At 43.3% G+C, this 17,089-nt stretch carries 13 protein-coding genes; 11 read left to right on the top strand and 2 right to left on the bottom strand.

Translation table 11 applies throughout. From position 1 onward, the window contains the following. Positions 1 to 15: 15 nt before the first annotated feature. Entirely contained in the window at positions 16 to 564 is a 549-nt protein-coding gene (locus tag PNC201_RS15065) for an ECF-type sigma factor (protein ID WP_102057517.1), read from the bottom strand. 356 nt (positions 565 to 920) lie between these two features. Between PNC201_RS15065 and PNC201_RS23290 the strand changes: the two genes are divergently transcribed. After that, complete coding sequence (locus PNC201_RS23290; RefSeq protein WP_158299130.1) at positions 921 to 1,067, top strand: hypothetical protein; 147 nt, start codon at positions 921 to 923, stop codon at positions 1,065 to 1,067. Between the two features lie 76 nt (positions 1,068 to 1,143). On the opposite strand, the gene PNC201_RS15060 is transcribed toward PNC201_RS23290, so the two are convergent. After that, a complete protein-coding gene (locus PNC201_RS15060) occupies positions 1,144 to 4,569 on the bottom strand; it encodes a PAS domain-containing hybrid sensor histidine kinase/response regulator (RefSeq protein ID WP_102057516.1) in 3,426 nt (1,141 codons plus the stop codon). Positions 4,570 to 4,981: 412 nt separating this feature from the next. Here PNC201_RS15060 and PNC201_RS15055 point away from each other — a divergent pair, with 412 nt between their 5' ends. The 10 genes from PNC201_RS15055 (at position 4,982) to phoR (ending at position 17,073) form a co-directional block, all read left to right on the top strand. Continuing rightward, positions 4,982 to 5,245, top strand: a complete 264-nt coding sequence (locus PNC201_RS15055; protein WP_010607553.1) for a DUF4212 domain-containing protein — start codon at positions 4,982 to 4,984, stop codon at positions 5,243 to 5,245. Positions 5,246 to 5,256: 11 nt separating this feature from the next. Further along, positions 5,257 to 6,981 carry a sodium:solute symporter family protein gene (locus tag PNC201_RS15050; protein ID WP_010607554.1) on the top strand — a complete coding sequence of 575 codons (1,725 nt, stop codon included), beginning with the start codon at positions 5,257 to 5,259 and terminating at the stop codon, positions 6,979 to 6,981. Between the two features lie 90 nt (positions 6,982 to 7,071). Beyond that, complete coding sequence (locus PNC201_RS15045; RefSeq protein ID WP_102057515.1) at positions 7,072 to 8,910, top strand: DUF294 nucleotidyltransferase-like domain-containing protein; 1,839 nt, start codon at positions 7,072 to 7,074, stop codon at positions 8,908 to 8,910. 3 nt (positions 8,911 to 8,913) lie between these two features. Then, positions 8,914 to 9,531, top strand: a complete 618-nt coding sequence (locus PNC201_RS15040) for a 3'-5' exonuclease (protein WP_102057514.1) — start codon at positions 8,914 to 8,916, stop codon at positions 9,529 to 9,531. A 109-nt stretch (positions 9,532 to 9,640) separates the two neighbouring features. Continuing rightward, entirely contained in the window at positions 9,641 to 10,651 is a 1,011-nt protein-coding gene (gene epd, locus PNC201_RS15035; RefSeq protein ID WP_010607557.1) for an erythrose-4-phosphate dehydrogenase, read from the top strand. A 127-nt stretch (positions 10,652 to 10,778) separates the two neighbouring features. Then, complete coding sequence (locus PNC201_RS15030; protein WP_010607558.1) at positions 10,779 to 11,957, top strand: phosphoglycerate kinase; 1,179 nt, start codon at positions 10,779 to 10,781, stop codon at positions 11,955 to 11,957. 198 nt (positions 11,958 to 12,155) lie between these two features. Continuing rightward, positions 12,156 to 13,220 (top strand): class II fructose-bisphosphate aldolase, encoded by a 1,065-nt coding sequence (gene fba / locus PNC201_RS15025; RefSeq protein WP_010607559.1) that lies wholly within the window; start codon positions 12,156 to 12,158, stop codon positions 13,218 to 13,220. Between the two features lie 528 nt (positions 13,221 to 13,748). Continuing rightward, on the top strand, positions 13,749 to 14,702 hold the full coding sequence (locus tag PNC201_RS15015; RefSeq protein ID WP_102057513.1) for a porin: 954 nt from the start codon (positions 13,749 to 13,751) through the stop codon (positions 14,700 to 14,702). Positions 14,703 to 15,003: 301 nt separating this feature from the next. Next, positions 15,004 to 15,693: a phosphate regulon transcriptional regulator PhoB gene (phoB, locus tag PNC201_RS15010; protein ID WP_010378755.1), complete on the top strand. Its 690-nt coding sequence runs from the start codon at positions 15,004 to 15,006 to the stop codon at positions 15,691 to 15,693. 51 nt (positions 15,694 to 15,744) lie between these two features. Then, positions 15,745 to 17,073 carry a phosphate regulon sensor histidine kinase PhoR gene (phoR, locus tag PNC201_RS15005; protein ID WP_102057512.1) on the top strand — a complete coding sequence of 443 codons (1,329 nt, stop codon included), beginning with the start codon at positions 15,745 to 15,747 and terminating at the stop codon, positions 17,071 to 17,073. The last annotated feature ends 16 nt before the right edge of the window (positions 17,074 to 17,089 follow it).

Below are 17,089 nucleotides of genomic sequence, written 5' to 3'. Positions count from 1 at the left end.
GCTTCCTTTATTATTTTACGCATTTACCCTGATAAAGGCTTTTGCGGCTTTGAGCTCTCTATAAACAGTCGCTGTTGAAATATTAAGTTGTTGAGCCAATTGCTCAGGCTCGAGGCCCAAAAAATAATGCTGTGAAAAAATATCTGCTTTTGTTGGGTGTTGTTTCGCAAGTAGTGAAAGGGCACTATCTAGTGCTAGATATTGATCAGGAGGTGCCTCTGTGGCTTCTTCAATCCAATAAGTAGGTGGTGTTCTCTTTTGTGCTTTTAATTTGCGAATTTCATCTCGTAGCATATTACGTACAAAAAGGCTTAAGTAGCGATTAAAGTGTGTCTTATGCTCAATGCCATAGCTTGGAGGGATCAATTCCATTAAGGATTGGTGCAAAAGGCAGGTAGTATTAGGTAAATGGCTCAGGATGAATGTCGCGTCCACTTGTTTCTTATGTGCTTCAAGGTGCAAACTACACACGGTTTTTAAGTGGTTATAAACTAAGACTTTAAGCTTTTTTTCACTTTCTTTGCAGCCTCTTTGCCAATCGGCCAGCAGTGCAATGATATCCATACGCATTCCCTATCTTGTTATTACTTCATTATCCTAGCAACAAATAGGTATCAAATGTAATTAATTTCTAGCTGGCAGAAAAAATCTCACAGGTTTTTCGTTAAGACGATTTTTGTCAGATAGTTCAACAGTGAAGCTATCACTTAGGTGTAACTGCATCGCAATGAAAGCACGTAAAGAACCGTGTTGCGTTACTTTAAAGGACCGAGGAGGGATATCCATGAAAAATAGATTTACGTTGAGTTGTATTGCCTTGGGTTTGCTATTGGCAGGTTCTGGCTCTGATGATTCATCTCCAGACAGTCCAAATAATGATAATTTAGGGGATAAGACCACTGATAGAAGAGATTTCGGATGTGACTGTTGATGAGTTGTTTATTGCACAGCACAAGAGCCAGTTTAGTTTAGTGATGACTGTGAAGGGAGAGATTTTTTATACAGCCGAACAAGTTAGCGACTTCGTAGAAGCTGAAAATCAATTACTGGCACTGGCATCACACTAGTTCTTGCTTAGCTTTACAATAATGGTAAAGCTTTGATATCCGAGACTAAAGCCTAAGTTTATTTAGGCTTTTTTGATCACCGTCCATGGTTGAGCAGAGCTTTGAGTTTTGCTGGCTTTACTGGCTTAGACAGGTAATGGATCTGCTCACTTTTAGCGGCGATTTTTACTTCTTCATCCCTCACGGCGGTAATTAAAATAGCTGGAACCGTATTTTGCCATACGATGCGTAGCGATTTGATCAAAGAGATCCCATCACAGTTATCGTTAAGTTGGTAATCCATTAAAATAACATCTGGTGCGGGATTGTGTTTTGCGTAAGCAAGCGCGTCCTCTACTTTGTAAAACAGCTGATAGTGGCAATGCCATTTATCTAGCAGGCTCGCCATGGCTTCTAGGTTTTTCGGGTCGTCATCAACCGCGATGACATTAAGTTGAGTTTTGCTTTGCGGTTTTTGGCTAATATCTTCTTTTACTTGGAGTAAATCCACATTGCCATAGGGTATGTCTATGGCAAAGCGGCTGCCTTGATTGACAACCGAGTTCACTGAAATTGTGATGGATAAGAGATCGCATAGACGCTTTACAACACCAAGCCCAAGCCCAATACCTTTATTATCGCCCGCTTGAATACGATAAAAATCGTTAAATATCTTATTTTGCTCATGGTTTGAAATACCAGGACCGGTATCCCATACTTCAAGCCTTAAACTATGTTTACGGCATCGACAGGCGATAAGTACTTTGCCACTTTCGGTATATTTAACGGCATTGGAAACTAGATTTTGAATGATCCGGCGTAGGTAAGTGGTGTCGCTATGTACAATGCTGTGGGAGCTTCTCACCTTAAGTTCGAGACCTTTCTCTTTTGAAATGATGGCATACTCATTTGCCAGTGGTAATAAGATATCGTCAATGTTGAAGTGCCTAGGAGTGGGCTTCATTGCACCTTGCTCAAGTTTTGCAATATCCAAAAGCGCGCTCATCAGGTGCACGGTAGAGTCTAGACTATCGGTGAGTTTTTCAAAGTTACCCTGATCTTTACTTATTAGATTGTGGGTATCAATTGCTGCTAAGTACAGGCGTGCGGCATTGAGTGGCTGCAAAATATCATGACTGGCAAGCGCTAAGAAGCGGGTTTTACTCTCATTTGCTTGTTCTGCTTCTTTTTTAGCGGCCATTAGTGCCTGCTCTGTTTCGTGACGATTGGCTATTTCCGCTTTAAGATCCATATTAATGGTGCGGATCTCTTGGGTTCTGGCTTCAATACGGTTCTCTAGATCCATATTGATTTCTTCCAGTGCGTTTTGCGTCGCAATATGCGTGGTGATATCTGAAAAACTCGTCACAAACCCGCCTTCAGGAAGCGGGTTTCCCGTCATCTCAAATACTTGGCCATTACGGCGGTGGCGAATAAAGTGGTGAGGAGTGCCATTTTTCAGATGTTGAACTCGTTTATCGACGTGTTTATCAATTTCTCCAGGTCCGCATTCACCGCGCTCGGCGTTAAAGCGGATCACTTCTTCTATCGGTTGTCCTACTTCTAAGAAACCATCAGGGTAGGCGAACATCTCGTGATAACGCCTGTTCCATGCAACTAGTTTTAGATCTTTATCAACAACCGAAATCCCATGGCTTAAATTTTCTAATGAGGTATAAAGTAGGTTTTGGTTGAACTGTAGTGCTTGTGTGGTTTCATCAAAAAAGTTAACCACCTCTTCAAATGCCATTTGGCGACCCGATGACACGGTACGGATCAGAGCTTGGGCTGATGAAGCACCGAGCACTCCCGTGAGTGCGCGCTCGCAGAATGAGATAAATTCAGGAGCTGGGTACGCGTCATTATCTTCTAAAATATTATTTTGAGCATAGTGCCCGAGCAGTTGCTGACTGCGCTGAACGCCCAAGAAGGTTTGTAGCAGCACTTTAAAGTCATACACGGTAGCGCGAACTTGTTTATTCAAGCGTTTAGAGAGGGCTGCCTGATCTTTAGGATTTACAAATGCTGCGGCCTGAATACGGTCGATTAGGCGCTCCTGTGCGCCGATAGAAAAGCTAATATAGCAACTAATGTTGGCGAGCAGTGCAAGTAAAGTTCCTCGGGTGATAAGGGTCTGGCGCATTTCGTAATCAAGTAATCCTCCAGCTTCCAGAATTGGAAACATAAGAAATAGCATCCAGCAGATAAAACCTGCGATGAGCCCCGCATATACGCCATACGCATGGCCTTTGCGCCAATAAAGTCCACCGACAATTGCAGGCAATAGCTGAGTCACCAATGAGAAGGCAACTAACCCCATATTTGCGAGTGCTTCACCATGACCAAACCATTGCTGGTACATATATGAAAGTAATAAGATTGCGGCGATAACAAAGCGTCGGACTAAGAGTATTTGACTCTTAAAACTGCTGTTAAGAATGTTCTTCTTAAATTTACGCTTGAACAACAGAGGCAATACCACATCGTTTGATAACATGGTACTAAGTGTGAGAGTCGCAACGACTATCATGGCCGTTGCCGCAGATAAACCGCCGATAAATACAAATGTAGCTAGGATCGGATGCTCCATCATGATAGGTAAAGCGAGTACGAAACTATCCGGTGCCGCACCATAGCCAATATCGGGGTGGATAGCGGCGGTAGCGATTGGGATGATCATGGCTGCTATCAATAACAAGTAAAGCGTAAATGCCCAACGTGCGGTTTTTAAGTGTGAAGTATTGTGGTTATCTACCACCACAACATGAAATTGTCGGGGCAAACAGACGATGGCAGCCGCTGCCATAAGCGTTTGTCCAACGAAGTTGAAGTTAAAGAAGTCAAAAGATTGCCAATGTTCGCTCAATGCTTCAAATGAGTCTGGAACTTGAGCTAAAGATTGCCATGCAAGCACGGCAACAATACCGAGTGCGAGTAACTTAACGATAGATTCAAAAGCAACGGCCAACATCAACCCTGAGCGATACTCAGTCACATCTACCTTTCTGGTGCCAAAGAAAATCGCAAATAATGCCATGATCAAGGTGCCAGCTAATGCGAGCGCAGTGCCAGACACTTGCTCATCCTGCTGTAATAACAAAAAGCTACTACTCAAGGCTTTGAGCTGGAGTGCAATATATGGAATGGTTGCCAATAGGGCTATCATCGTTACCATGACGGCCGTAGTTTGGCGTTTACCGTATCGTGCCGAAATGAAGTCTGCAATGGTGGTGATATTCTGCTTTTTACTGACCAATATGAGTTTGCGCAAAAACCCCTGACCGAACAAAAACAGTAAAATGGGCCCCAAAAGAATAGGGAAGTAATGCCAGCTACTGGTGGCCGCAGTACCTACCGAGCCGTAATAAGTCCAAGAGGTACAATAAATCCCTAAGGAAAAGGCATAAACAAACGGATGATGACTAATTTTGAGTGCGCGGGGGGTGGTTTTATCTCCCCAGTTGGCGAGCCAAAAAAGTACACCAATATAAGCAGCGGCAACAAGGAGTAAAATGGCAGTCATAATGTTTGTTATAGTTTTTGGGTATTAATATTGTCATACTTTAGCAAACAAATGGCACCCATAGTCTAGTTTACTCTTATAATTTAATTTGAGCTTTACATGTGATTTAAAATCAAAGTGTTAGAGTTTTCTTTGGTGAGTAAAGACGTTCATTCACCATTCAAGTTAGACTAATGTCTTACTGTCGCATCCACTCATTGAAAATACATCTTTATCCAACCTGTTTTGACTTATCTTTTTGTTTATAAAGACTTTTTAATTCTTATGAACACCATGCATCTGCAGTTTACGTAAACGTTAATTTGCCGTTACGACTAAGGTCTCAATTTCAACTTACCAAGCCGTTGCTACTCTCATTAAGGTCTATTAACACAACTTGCTCCATGTTGGAGCGGGTGATAGGAGATTTAAAATGGCTTTTAAAAGTGAAGAACAAGCGAAAGCATATTGGTCAGAAAATCTCGCCTTGATGTTTAAGCTACTCGCTATTTGGTTTGTCGTTTCATTTGGATTCGGCATCCTGTTAGTTGATGTGCTCAACGAAGTTCGTTTTTTTGGATTTAAACTCGGATTTTGGTTTTCTCAGCAAGGCGCAATTTATACTTTTGTTGCGTTAATTTTTGTCTACGTTTCAAAAATGAATGCGTTAGATAAAAAATACGGCGTGGATGAGTGAGGAGCTAATCGATGGATGTTCAAATTTTAACTTTTATTATCGTCGGCCTTAGTTTTGCGCTCTATATCGGTATCGCTATCTGGGCGAGAGCTGGGTCCACGAATGAATTCTATGTTGCTGGCGGCGGTGTACCTCCTGTTGCAAACGGTATGGCAACTGCTGCAGATTGGATGAGTGCAGCGTCCTTTATTTCAATGGCGGGGATTATTTCCTTCGCTGGTTACGACGGCGGTGTTTACCTCATGGGGTGGACCGGCGGTTATGTATTACTTGCCCTGTGTTTAGCACCTTATTTGCGTAAATTTGGTAAGTTCACGGTACCAGATTTTATTGGTGATCGTTACTATTCTCAGGTTGCACGTGTGGTTGCGATCCTGTGTGCTATCTTCATTTGTTTTACCTATATTGCCGGTCAAATGCGTGGTGTTGGTGTGGTGTTCTCTCGTTTCCTCGAAGTGGATATTGAAACGGGTGTTTACATCGGTATGGTGATTGTATTCTTCTACGCGGTACTTGGCGGTATGAAGGGGATCACTTATACACAGGTCGCTCAATATTGTGTACTTGTCTTTGCTTATTTAGTTCCTGCTATTTTCATCTCACTGATGATGACGGGCCATTTACTTCCACAAACCGGTTTTGGCGCTACGTTGGCTGATGGCTCGGGCACCTACCTACTCGACAAGCTAGATGGACTTAGTACCGAGCTCGGTTTTGCGCAGTACACTGAAGGCTCTAAGAGTATGGTTGATGTGTTTGCTATTACCGCTGCACTTATGGTTGGTACTGCTGGTTTGCCACATGTAATTGTTCGCTTTTTTACCGTTCCTAGAGTAAAAGACACTCGTATTTCAGCCGCTTGGACCTTAGTGTTTATCGCTATCGTATATACAACTGCACCCGCTGTTGCGTCGTTCGCTCGTGTAAACATGATCGATACTATCAACGGTAAAGATGGTAGTGGCACGGTATATGAAGAAGCACCACAGTGGGTGAAAAACTGGGAAAGGACGGGCCTTATCGTATTCAATGATAAGAATGGTGATGGCAAAATGCAGTACTCTGCAGGTAAGATTGACGATCCTGCCAGTGCAAACGAAGTGAAGATTGACCGCGATATTATGGTATTGGCGAATCCAGAAATTGCAAATCTGCCTGCGTGGGTGATTGCATTGGTCGCTGCAGGTGGTATTGCAGCAGCGCTATCGACAACCGCTGGTTTGCTACTGGTTATTTCAACATCGGTATCACATGACTTGTTGAAGCGTACCATTAAGCCGGATATCAACGATAAACAAGAACTGCTAGCCGCGCGTTTAGCAGCGATGGTAGCGATTGGGATCTCAGCATATTTTGGTATAAATCCGCCAGGGTTTGTTGCCTCGGTGGTTGCATTTGCCTTCGGGTTGGCTGCGGCGAGTTTCTTCCCTGCAATTATCATGGGGATATTCTCTAAGCGAATGAATAAAGAAGGTGCGATTGCCGGCATGGTAACGGGTATAGGTTTCACTGCGGCTTATATTATTTACTTTAAGTTTGTTAGCCCTGAGCTAAATGCCCCTGCAAACTGGTTGTTTGGGATTTCTCCTGAAGGGATCGGTATTGTAGGTATGCTAGTGAACTTCGTTGTAGCTGCACTGGTTATGAAGGTGACTGCGGATACACCTGAAGAAGTCAAAGTGATGGTTGATGGGATCCGTAACCCTAAAGGGTCTAGCGCTGCTCACGCACACTAAGCAATGCTAATCTAATTTGCCCAGCCAGCGTGCTGGGCAAATTTGTTTTTGATAGTGCAAAATTGTAGACGATTAAAAGGACAGTTAGGTATGACGCCAGAAATTCAAGATGTCTTTCAGTTTGTTTATAAACAAGCCCCGTTTTCTGAATTGCCCGAAGCGGCTGCCAGCTACTTTTCAAAACATATCGAAATTGTTTATCTTAGCCAGACGAATCAACAAGATTGGCTTCAAGATGGCAAGCCAAATCTATATCTGCTGCGCTCAGGTGTGGTTGATCTGATCTCTGCAAAAGACGAAGTCATTGGTCGTATGAGTGAGGGAGATTACTTTGGTTATCCTTCTTTATTAACCGGTGATGCCATTCAAAATCGCATCGAAGTTCAAAAAGATGGCTTGGTTTATATTCTCAATGAGCAGAACTTTGATTTTTTGCGCCGAGAATATAAACCTTTTGAGCAATACTTTGTTAGAGCACATGCTAACCGACTACTTTCTTCTCGTTATAAACAGCAAAGCGAAACTTGGTCAGAGCGGAAAATATCTGAGCTAATGACTAAAGACGCGGTTACTATCGCGCCGACAGCGAGTATTCGTGACGCTGCCAAATTGATGAGCCAGCATCGTGTTTCATCAATTATGGTCACGGAGCAAGCGCGTTTGGTTGGCGTTGTGACGGATAGAGATCTGCGCAATCGAGTTCTAGCGCAAGACAAAGATCCCAGTGCTCCACTTGCTGAGATCATGACGGAAAAGCCAAAACATATTTTCGAAAACAACCGTGTGTTTTCGGCCCTGCATTTAATGCTTAAGCACAATATTCATCACTTGCCAGTGTTAAATGAAGCATATAAACCATTGGGCATGCTGACCAGCACCGATCTGCTGAGACAGCAAAAAAGTGATCCGGTGCAACTTATTGGCAGAATCTATAAAGCGCAAAATCTTCTGGCTATCAAAAACTGCGCTCAGGAGATCCCGGATCTATTGCGTCAATTTTCCTATCATATCGAAGATATTTCACTGATTGGCAAGCTATTAAGTGGCCTCACTGATGCGCTAACATCAAGATTAATCTATTTATATCAACAGCAGCACGGTGCTGCACCATGCCGTTTTGCGTGGATCTGTTTTGGCTCTCAGGCACGAGAAGAGCAGACCTTACATTCAGACCAAGACAATGGTTTGTTGCTACCAGATAATATCAGCGAAAACGATCGTCGTTACTTTGCTGCTTTAGGCGCGTTTGTCTGTGAGCAACTCAACGAGTGCGGTATTCAATCTTGCCCGGGAAATATCATGGCTAGTAATGCAGATTGCCGTGGCACAGTTGCCCAGTGGACCGCCAAATTTAGCAAGTGGATCTTGTCTCCTACGCCAAAAGCGATGCTTAATTGCAAGATCTACTTTGATATGCGTTTTATTGATGGCGCCAGTGATCTCTATGCGACCCTGCGCCAATCTTTGGATCAGATCAGTCGAAACGAGTTGTTTTATGCGGCGATGGCGACAGACATCAACGCAAACTCGGTACCGATCGGGATCTTTCAACAATTTAAGCTGGAAAAAGACAAGAGCAAACATAAGTATTTAGATCTGAAAAAGCGTGGGGTTGCCATTATCAACGATGTGGTTAGGTTGTATGCGCTAAAGGTTGGGGTTGCAAGAGCTAACACCTTAGAGCGCCTAGAGGCGCTGACTAAAAGCCCATTACTTGCTAAGTCGGATATCGACAATCTAAAAGACTGTTGGCGATTCTTAACACAATTGCGGTTAAAGACTCAAATCAACCGTGAAGGATTACCAGGTAATTGTATAAACCCAGAAAATCTCTCCTCTCTTGAACGCCATCAACTCAAAGAAGCATTTTATTTAGTCAAACAAGCACAGCAGGCGAGTGCGTTTAAGTTTGCTCGAGGGAGTTTATAAGCAATGAACTGGTTTTCTCACTCAGTTGCTAAGTGGCGCTATAAACATCTGCCGTTTGCGCAAGCCGAGTTGGTGGTGCTTGACCTTGAGCTCACAGGTCTTGACCCTAAGCGCCATGAAATTGTGTCGGCTGGTTGGTTGCCAATTAAAAATATGCGGATCCAAGTGAAAGATGCGCAGTATCATTTGAACAGTGAAGTGAGAACGCTTGCACAAAGTCCAGTTTTCCACGGTATTGATAGTAGCAGATTGGCTGAAGGTGAGTCCTTACAAACTCTGCTGCTAGCGCTTCAGCATGCGCTCCACGGTAAAGTGTTGGTATGTCATAACGTACAGATGGATTGGGCGTTTCTTAAGGCGGCATTTCAGCGCTTTGAGCTAAACGTAAGACCTGCCTTGCTGTTAGATACCATGCAGATAGATAAGCGTCGCGTGTTAAAGCAAGGCTATCCGTTGGCGCAAGATGCATTAACACTAAACGCTTGTAGAATGCGTTATGGTTTACCTCCTCATCAATTGCATGATGCGCTTAGCGATGCTTTAGCGACAGCGGAGCTACTGTTGGCGCAATCTCAGGCCATTTGTGCTGGTGGTAAATGTAAAATTGCGGATTTAACTTGAGTTAAAAAATTGCCCTAGCCCCTTACACATTTCACTCAGGTCGATTACAATAGCGCCATCAAAACGAAGGGGAACTTTCGTACTTGCGACTTCATGGATTTTCAATTTAATGACAATCAAGCTTGCAATTAATGGCTTTGGTCGAATAGGGCGTAATATCGTAAGAGCACTCTATGAGTCGGGTCGTCACCACGAAATACAAATTGTAGCCATCAATGAGTTGGCGGATCCTAAAGGGATCGCGCATCTTCTAAAATACGATACCTCACATGGGCGTTTTGCTTTTCCAGTTTCGTTAACAGAATCTTTTTTGGAAGTAGCTGAGGATAAGATCCAGTTATTTTCAGAGCCAGATCCAAGTCACCTGCCTTGGCGCGCGCTGGATGTTGATGTGGTGCTCGATTGCACTGGCGTCTATCATTCTCGTCAGCACGCACTTGCGCATATTCAGGCTGGGGCAAAGAAAGTATTATTTTCACATCCTGCGGATGCTGATGTTGATGCGACGGTGATCTTCGGTATCAACGAAGAAATACTGTTACCTGAGCACACCATTGTGTCTAACGGCTCATGTACAACAAACTGTATTGTTCCGGTAATTAAAGTGCTAGACGATAAGTTTGGTGTTGAGTCCGGTGCTATTACGACTATTCACGCCTCTATGCATGATCAACAAGTGATTGATGCTTATCACAGTGATTTGCGGCGTACGCGTGCGGCAAGCCAATCCATCATTCCTGTTGATACTAAGCTGGCTCGCGGTATTGAGCGTATTTTACCTAAGTTTCAAGGTCGTTTTGAAGCGATCGCGGTACGGGTGCCAACAATCAATGTTACGGCGATGGATCTGAGCGTTACGCTCAATGAAAATGTCACAATTGATGCGGTAAACTCGGTTCTAAAGCAGGCCGCTGGTGGTCGTTTAGAAGGGGTATTGAGCTACACTGAAGAGCCGCTAGTATCGGTTGATTTTAATCACGATCCACATTCTTGTATTATAGATGGTACGCAAACTCGAGTGAGTCACAAGCGCTTGGTTAAGCTGCTAGTTTGGTGTGATAACGAGTGGGGTTTTGCTAATCGTATGCTTGATACCGCTTGCGTGATGATGCGTGGCTAATCATTTGTTTCAGACGCTGTTATAATCAAATTGTCTGCACAAAATTAAAACAATAATTCAAACCGAGGTAGCAAACGATTGCTGCCTTGTAGATAACAAAATGTATCGTTCTTTAAGGAGATGTCCAATGTCAGTCATTAAGATGGCGGATTTAGATTTAAACGGCAAGCGTGTGTTGATCCGCGAAGACCTAAATGTGCCAATTAAAGATGGCAAAGTCGCGTCGGACGCGCGGATCCGTGCTGCACTACCTAGTATCAAATTAGCGCTAGAAAAAGGTGCTAAAGTGATGGTGATGTCTCACCTTGGTCGTCCAACCGAGGGAGAATATGATGCACAATACTCCATGCAGCCGGTTGTGGATTATCTTAATGATGCGTTATCTCAAGATGTACGTTTAGTGACTGACTATCTTGACGGCGTGGATGTACAAGACAATGAAGTTATCGTATTCGAAAACGTGCGTTTTAACGTTGGCGAGAAGAAAGACGATGAAGTACTTGCGAAAAAACTAGCAGCGCTTTGTGATGTCTACGTGATGGATGCCTTTGGTACTGCGCACCGCGCACAGGCTTCAACACATGGTGTTGGCTTGTACGCTGAGGTGGCTTGTGCAGGTCCATTGCTTGCGGCAGAACTCGACGCGCTTGGCAAAGCACTAGATAATCCAGCTCGTCCTTTGGTGGCTATCGTTGGCGGCTCTAAAGTATCAACCAAACTAACCGTGCTTGATTCATTGTCTAAGGTTGTTGACCAACTCGTTACTGGTGGTGGTATCGCGAATACTTTCATTGCTGCAGCGGGTAACCCTGTTGGTAAGTCGCTGTACGAAGCGGACTTGATCCCTGAAGCGAACAAGCTAGTGGCTGCTGCCAGAGCGAATGACGGTGATATTCCTGTTCCGACTGATGTGGTTGTCGGTAATGAGTTTTCAGAATCTGCAGTTGCTACCATTAAAGATGCGAGCGAAGTTTCAGACGAAGACATGATCTTCGACATCGGTCCTGATACTGCAACTCAACTTGCCGAGATCATTGCAAATGCTGGCACTGTGGTTTGGAATGGCCCAGTGGGTGTATTTGAATTTGATCAATTTGGTAATGGTACTGAAGCGATTGCCAATGCTATCGCTAAGTCGTCAGCATTCTCAATTGCTGGTGGTGGCGATACGTTAGCTGCTATCGATAAGTATGGTGTTGAGCAAGATATCTCTTATATTTCTACTGGTGGCGGTGCTTTCCTTGAATTTCTTGAGGGTAAAACGCTTCCTGCGGTCGCCATGCTTGAGCAGCGAGCTAGAGACTAAAATTGATTGAGGTAGCGTTAAGCTGCCTCTTAATATCAGGTAAACATCACTCTCTCACATACTTGATGTTTGCTTGACGACGCGTAGCGTCCGGTTAGCCAACAAATAAAGTGGTTAACTTCATCAGCGTTGGCTGGTGTAAACATATTATCCGTTCAAACCGATAGCGGTGACTATCAACAATTGGAGAAAAGCAATATGGCTTTAATCAGTATGCGTCAACTTCTCGATCATGCAGCTGAGCATGGTTATGGCGTTCCGGCATTCAACGTGAATAACCAAGAGCAAATGCGTGCGATTATGGAAGCTGCGGACAAGACAAATAGTCCGGTTATCGTGCAAGGTTCTGCTGGTGCACGCAAATATGCTGGTGCACCATTTATCCGCCACATGATTTTAGCGGCTGTAGAAGAATGGCCTCATATTCCAGTTGTAATGCACCAAGATCATGGTACTTCACCTGCTGTATGCCAGCGCTCAATTCAACTTGGTTTCTCATCAGTCATGATGGACGGCTCTCTAATGGAAGACGGTAAAACGCCTTCAAGCTACGAGTATAATGTGGACGTTACTCGTCGTACTGTTGAAATGGCGCACGCTTGTGGCGTGTCTGTTGAGGGCGAGTTAGGTGTACTTGGTTCTCTTGAAACCGGTGAAGCTGGTGAAGAAGACGGTATTGGCGCTGAAGGTAAATTAACAGAAGATCAGCTACTGACAGATCCTGAAGAAGCTGCAGACTTCGTCAAGAAAACCAATGTAGATGCGCTTGCTATTGCATGCGGTACATCACACGGTGCTTATAAATTTACTCGTCCACCAACGGGCGATATCTTAGCAATTAACCGCATCAAAGAAATCCACGCTCGTATTCCTGATACTCACTTAGTAATGCATGGTTCGTCTTCAGTACCGCAGGATTGGTTAGCAATCATCAATGAGTTTGGTGGCGAAATCCCTGAGACTTACGGTGTACCGGTCGAGCAAATTGTTGAAGGTATTAAATTCGGTGTTCGTAAAGTTAATATTGATACTGATCTACGTTTAGCATCAACAGGTGCTATTCGTCGCCACCTTGCGCAAAACCCAAGCAATTTCGATCCTCGCAAATTCTTAGCGGAAGCGACGAAAGCGATGACTGAGATCTGTGTTGCGCGCTACGAAGCGTTTGGTACAGCTGGTCAAGCTGCTAAGATCAAGCCAATTTCACTTGATGATATGCACTTGAGATATCTAACTGGTGAGTTAGATCCTAAAGTGAAATAACTTACGGATCAAAATTTGACTAAGTAAAATTGTGCATCGCACTCTGATACTTCAAAAAGCCTCTGAAATAGAGGCTTTTTTGTATCTGATCCTTGATTGAAAGCCAATGTTTAATAGGGCTTGCAAGGTGAAAATACACTTGGATCGCCATTTTACTAGCGAGGTAAATAGGGATCAGATCTTTACTAACAAAGATCATTGTTTAACTAAGTAGATATATTTCAAAACCTCAGATCAATAAGTTAGCCTCGCTTAGATCATTTTTATACCAACGTGATCCAGCGTTAAGTAGTAAGAGGTTAGTAAGAAAATGATCTTGGGGACGATCTTGTTGGTAAAAATCTGATCCTGACTATAGATGATCTCTAGCAGTTAATAAAATACTGATCCCGGAGTCAGTTTCTTGATCTCCAGCTAAAAGTGTCTAACTTTAACAATACGAGATCTGTTCGCTACGTCCTCTCTGTCTGGCTTCGGCATCTCAAACCTTGTTGTACTGCGCCCAAATACTATCCAAGGTGATCAAAGATGAAAATGAAATACCTACCATTTGTTGCTCTAAGCCTTTGCTCTATGAGTGTTTGTAGTTATGCAAACGAAGCTGTATCTCTATACGGTAGAGCTCATGTCGGGGTGCAAAACTCTGATAAAGACGGTGATAGCGATACTTCAATTGAGAGTTATAACTCTCGCATGGGGTTAAAGGGATCGACAAAGCTGCAGGATGGGCTTGAGGTCTTTTATAAATATGAATTCCAAGTTGAGATCACAGATCAAGACAAAGATGGTAAGTCAGGTGATAACCTTACAGCACGCTCTCAGTATCTTGGGGTTAAAGGGAGCTATGGTCAGCTCCTGATCGGCCGTGATGATACACCGATGAAAAAGTCGCAAGGCAAAGTGGACTTAATGAATGACTTTTCTGGTGATATTAATTCGTTCTTTGTTGGTGAAAATCGCCTTGGTGACACCGTGCAATATACAACTCCGGCTATTAATCATTTGCAGTTTACAGTGAGTTATATTGCCGAAGACAACAGCAAACAAAACGGTGAAGATGGCTTATCTTTGTCGGCAAGTTACGGTGATAGCAAACTCAAAAAAACCAATGTATATGTTGCTGTTGCCCACGACAATAAAGTTGCGGGACAAGACATTAATCGCGTGACGGTACAAGGAAAACTAGGGGACTTTAAACTCGGCGGTATGTATCAACAAAATGAAGCGATTGATAGTGATGAAGAAGTAGATAGCTTCATGGTGAGTGCTGCTTACCAGATTGAGTCATATACCTTACTGGCTCAATATCAAGATTCGGATGGGGCTGCAGGTAAGCTGAAAGACTCTGGCAATGCAGCCTCAGTAGGTGTGGAAAAAAGTCTAAGTAAACAAGCTCGTATGTATCTTTGGTATTCGAAATTTTCTTTGGATAACAGCGAAGATCACAACACGATGGCGGTCACATTGAGATATGACTTTTAATTTACAAAGGCGTAAGGCTATTTACAAAAAGCATGCTGATTTTGCGGTGAATTGCAGCGTAGTTTTTGTAGTATGGTTTGGAGATCGTAGTCCATATTTCGAAAACACTATTTTGAGACCAATATTTTAGTATAAAATATATTTAAAATCATATTATTACAAATAAATAAGGTATTCCCTTTGTAGCCAAAAAAGAGATTTTTTTGGCTTGTTTTGCGTTTACACGTTACACTTTCATAAAAATGTCACAGTTAGTCATAATAATGACATCAACAACGTCGGTAACGAGAGAACATTGGGAATGTCACGTAAAGTACTTGTAGTTGATGATGAAGCACCTATCAGAGAAATGTTGGTGTTCGTACTAGAGCAAAATGGTTTTCAAGCAATTGAAGCGGAAGACTATGATTCAGCAGTTGCTGCTATGGTAGAACCTTATCCAGATATGGTGCTACTAGACTGGATGCTGCCAGGAGGCAGTGGTATTCAAATTGCTAAAAAGTTTAAGCAAAGTGAATATACCCGTCAGATCCCAATCATCATGCTAACGGCAAGAGGTGAAGAGGAAGACAAAGTTAAAGGATTAGAGGTTGGTGCGGATGATTATGTGACAAAGCCTTTCTCTCCTAAAGAGCTAATGGCTCGTATTAAAGCGGTAATGCGTCGAGTTTCACCGACGTCGCTAGAAGAAGCGATAGAAGTTCACGGATTACGTTTAGACCCTATTTCTCACCGAGTGACATCTGCGGGCACTGAGTTAGATATGGGGCCGACAGAGTTTCGTTTATTACATTTCTTCATGACACACCCTGAACGTGTTTATAGCCGTGAACAGCTGTTAGATCACGTATGGGGCACTAACGTGTACGTTGAAGATCGCACTGTAGACGTTCATATTCGTCGCTTACGTAAAGCTATCGCACCGCTTGGCCACGATCGCTTAGTGCAAACCGTACGTGGTGCAGGTTACCGCTTTTCGAGTAAACTGTAATTAGTATTCCAAGAGGAACTGAATTATTTGGTTCCTAAATGGATTTAGTCTATGTATCGAGTGATTGATAAACAGGCGTTAACGAGGCGCCTGTTTTTGTATTTCCTACCACTAGCCTTAATTGGCTATTTAGTCAGTGCACCTTTTCTGTTTCTTTTCATAGGTGCTTTCGTCTTATTAGTTTGGCATTACAAACAACTCTATCGTTTGAGCGACTGGCTGCTCAACCAACGTAGTTTTAATCCACCTGAAGGTAAGGGCGCTTGGGAGCAAGTGTTTGAAGGGATCTATCAGCTTCAGCAACGTAATCGTAAAAAGCGTAATGAGCTCGCGGAACTGATCCGACGCTTTCGTGAGGGGGCTGAAGCTATCCCAGACGCGGTCGTTGTACTGCAACAAGATCTCAGTATTGTGTGGTGTAACCAATTAGCTTTGAAAGTGTTAGGTTTGCAATGGCCTACAGATCATGGTCAAAGATTGGATAACCTTATCCGAGATCCTAAATTTGTAAAATACATGCATGAACATCGCTTTGATGAAGCATTAGAGCTTGAGACCGGACTTGCACATGAGCAAGTGTTGGAAATACGAGTCATGCCTTATGCCGAGCAGCTTATGCTAGTGGCGCGTGATGTCAGCCGACTAAAGCAATTAGAGCAAATGCGCAAAGACTTTGTCGCAAATGTATCTCATGAGCTAAGGACGCCGCTAACCGTCATGGCTGGCTATCTAGAGATGATGGATAGCGATAATATGCCACCCCCCGCGATGTGGGCTAAAGCACATGGCACTATGATAGATCAGTGTAAACGGATGGATAGTCTGGTAAATCAACTTCTTTCCTTGTCTCGAATCGAAGGGGCGAGAAAGCAAGACAATGACAAAGCCGTGAATATTCCTGCCATGCTTGATCTTATTCATACCGAAGCGAAGTCACTTAATCAGGAAAAGGGCCATGAGCTCGTTTTTGATATTGATCCGACTTTGGATATCAAAGGGGCTGGGGATGAGTTACGCAGTGCTTACTCAAATTTAATTTTTAATGCTATTCATTACACCAAACCCGGTGGGCACATTCGTGTACATTGGTATTTAGAAAACGACTTGCCGACGTTTAGTGTCGTCGATAATGGTGATGGTATTGCGCCTGAACACATTAACCGACTAACTGAACGTTTTTACCGTGTGGATAAAGCACGAAGCCGAAAAACAGGCGGTTCGGGTCTTGGTTTAGCAATTACTAAACATGTGTTATCTCGTCATGACTCAGCTTTACATATTGAAAGCAAAGTGGGTGAAGGCTCTCGCTTTTGGTTTACTTTCCCCAAACAAAAGCGAATTTTTATGACAAATGATGAAAGTCATAAAAGTGTAATTTAAGAGTAATTTTATTGTC

It is taken from the genome of Pseudoalteromonas sp. NC201, assembly GCF_002850255.1.
Taxonomy (GTDB): Bacteria; Pseudomonadota; Gammaproteobacteria; order Enterobacterales; family Alteromonadaceae; genus Pseudoalteromonas.
Note: the sequence above shows the minus strand (reverse complement) of the source record. Positions and strands in the feature narration are given on the sequence as shown.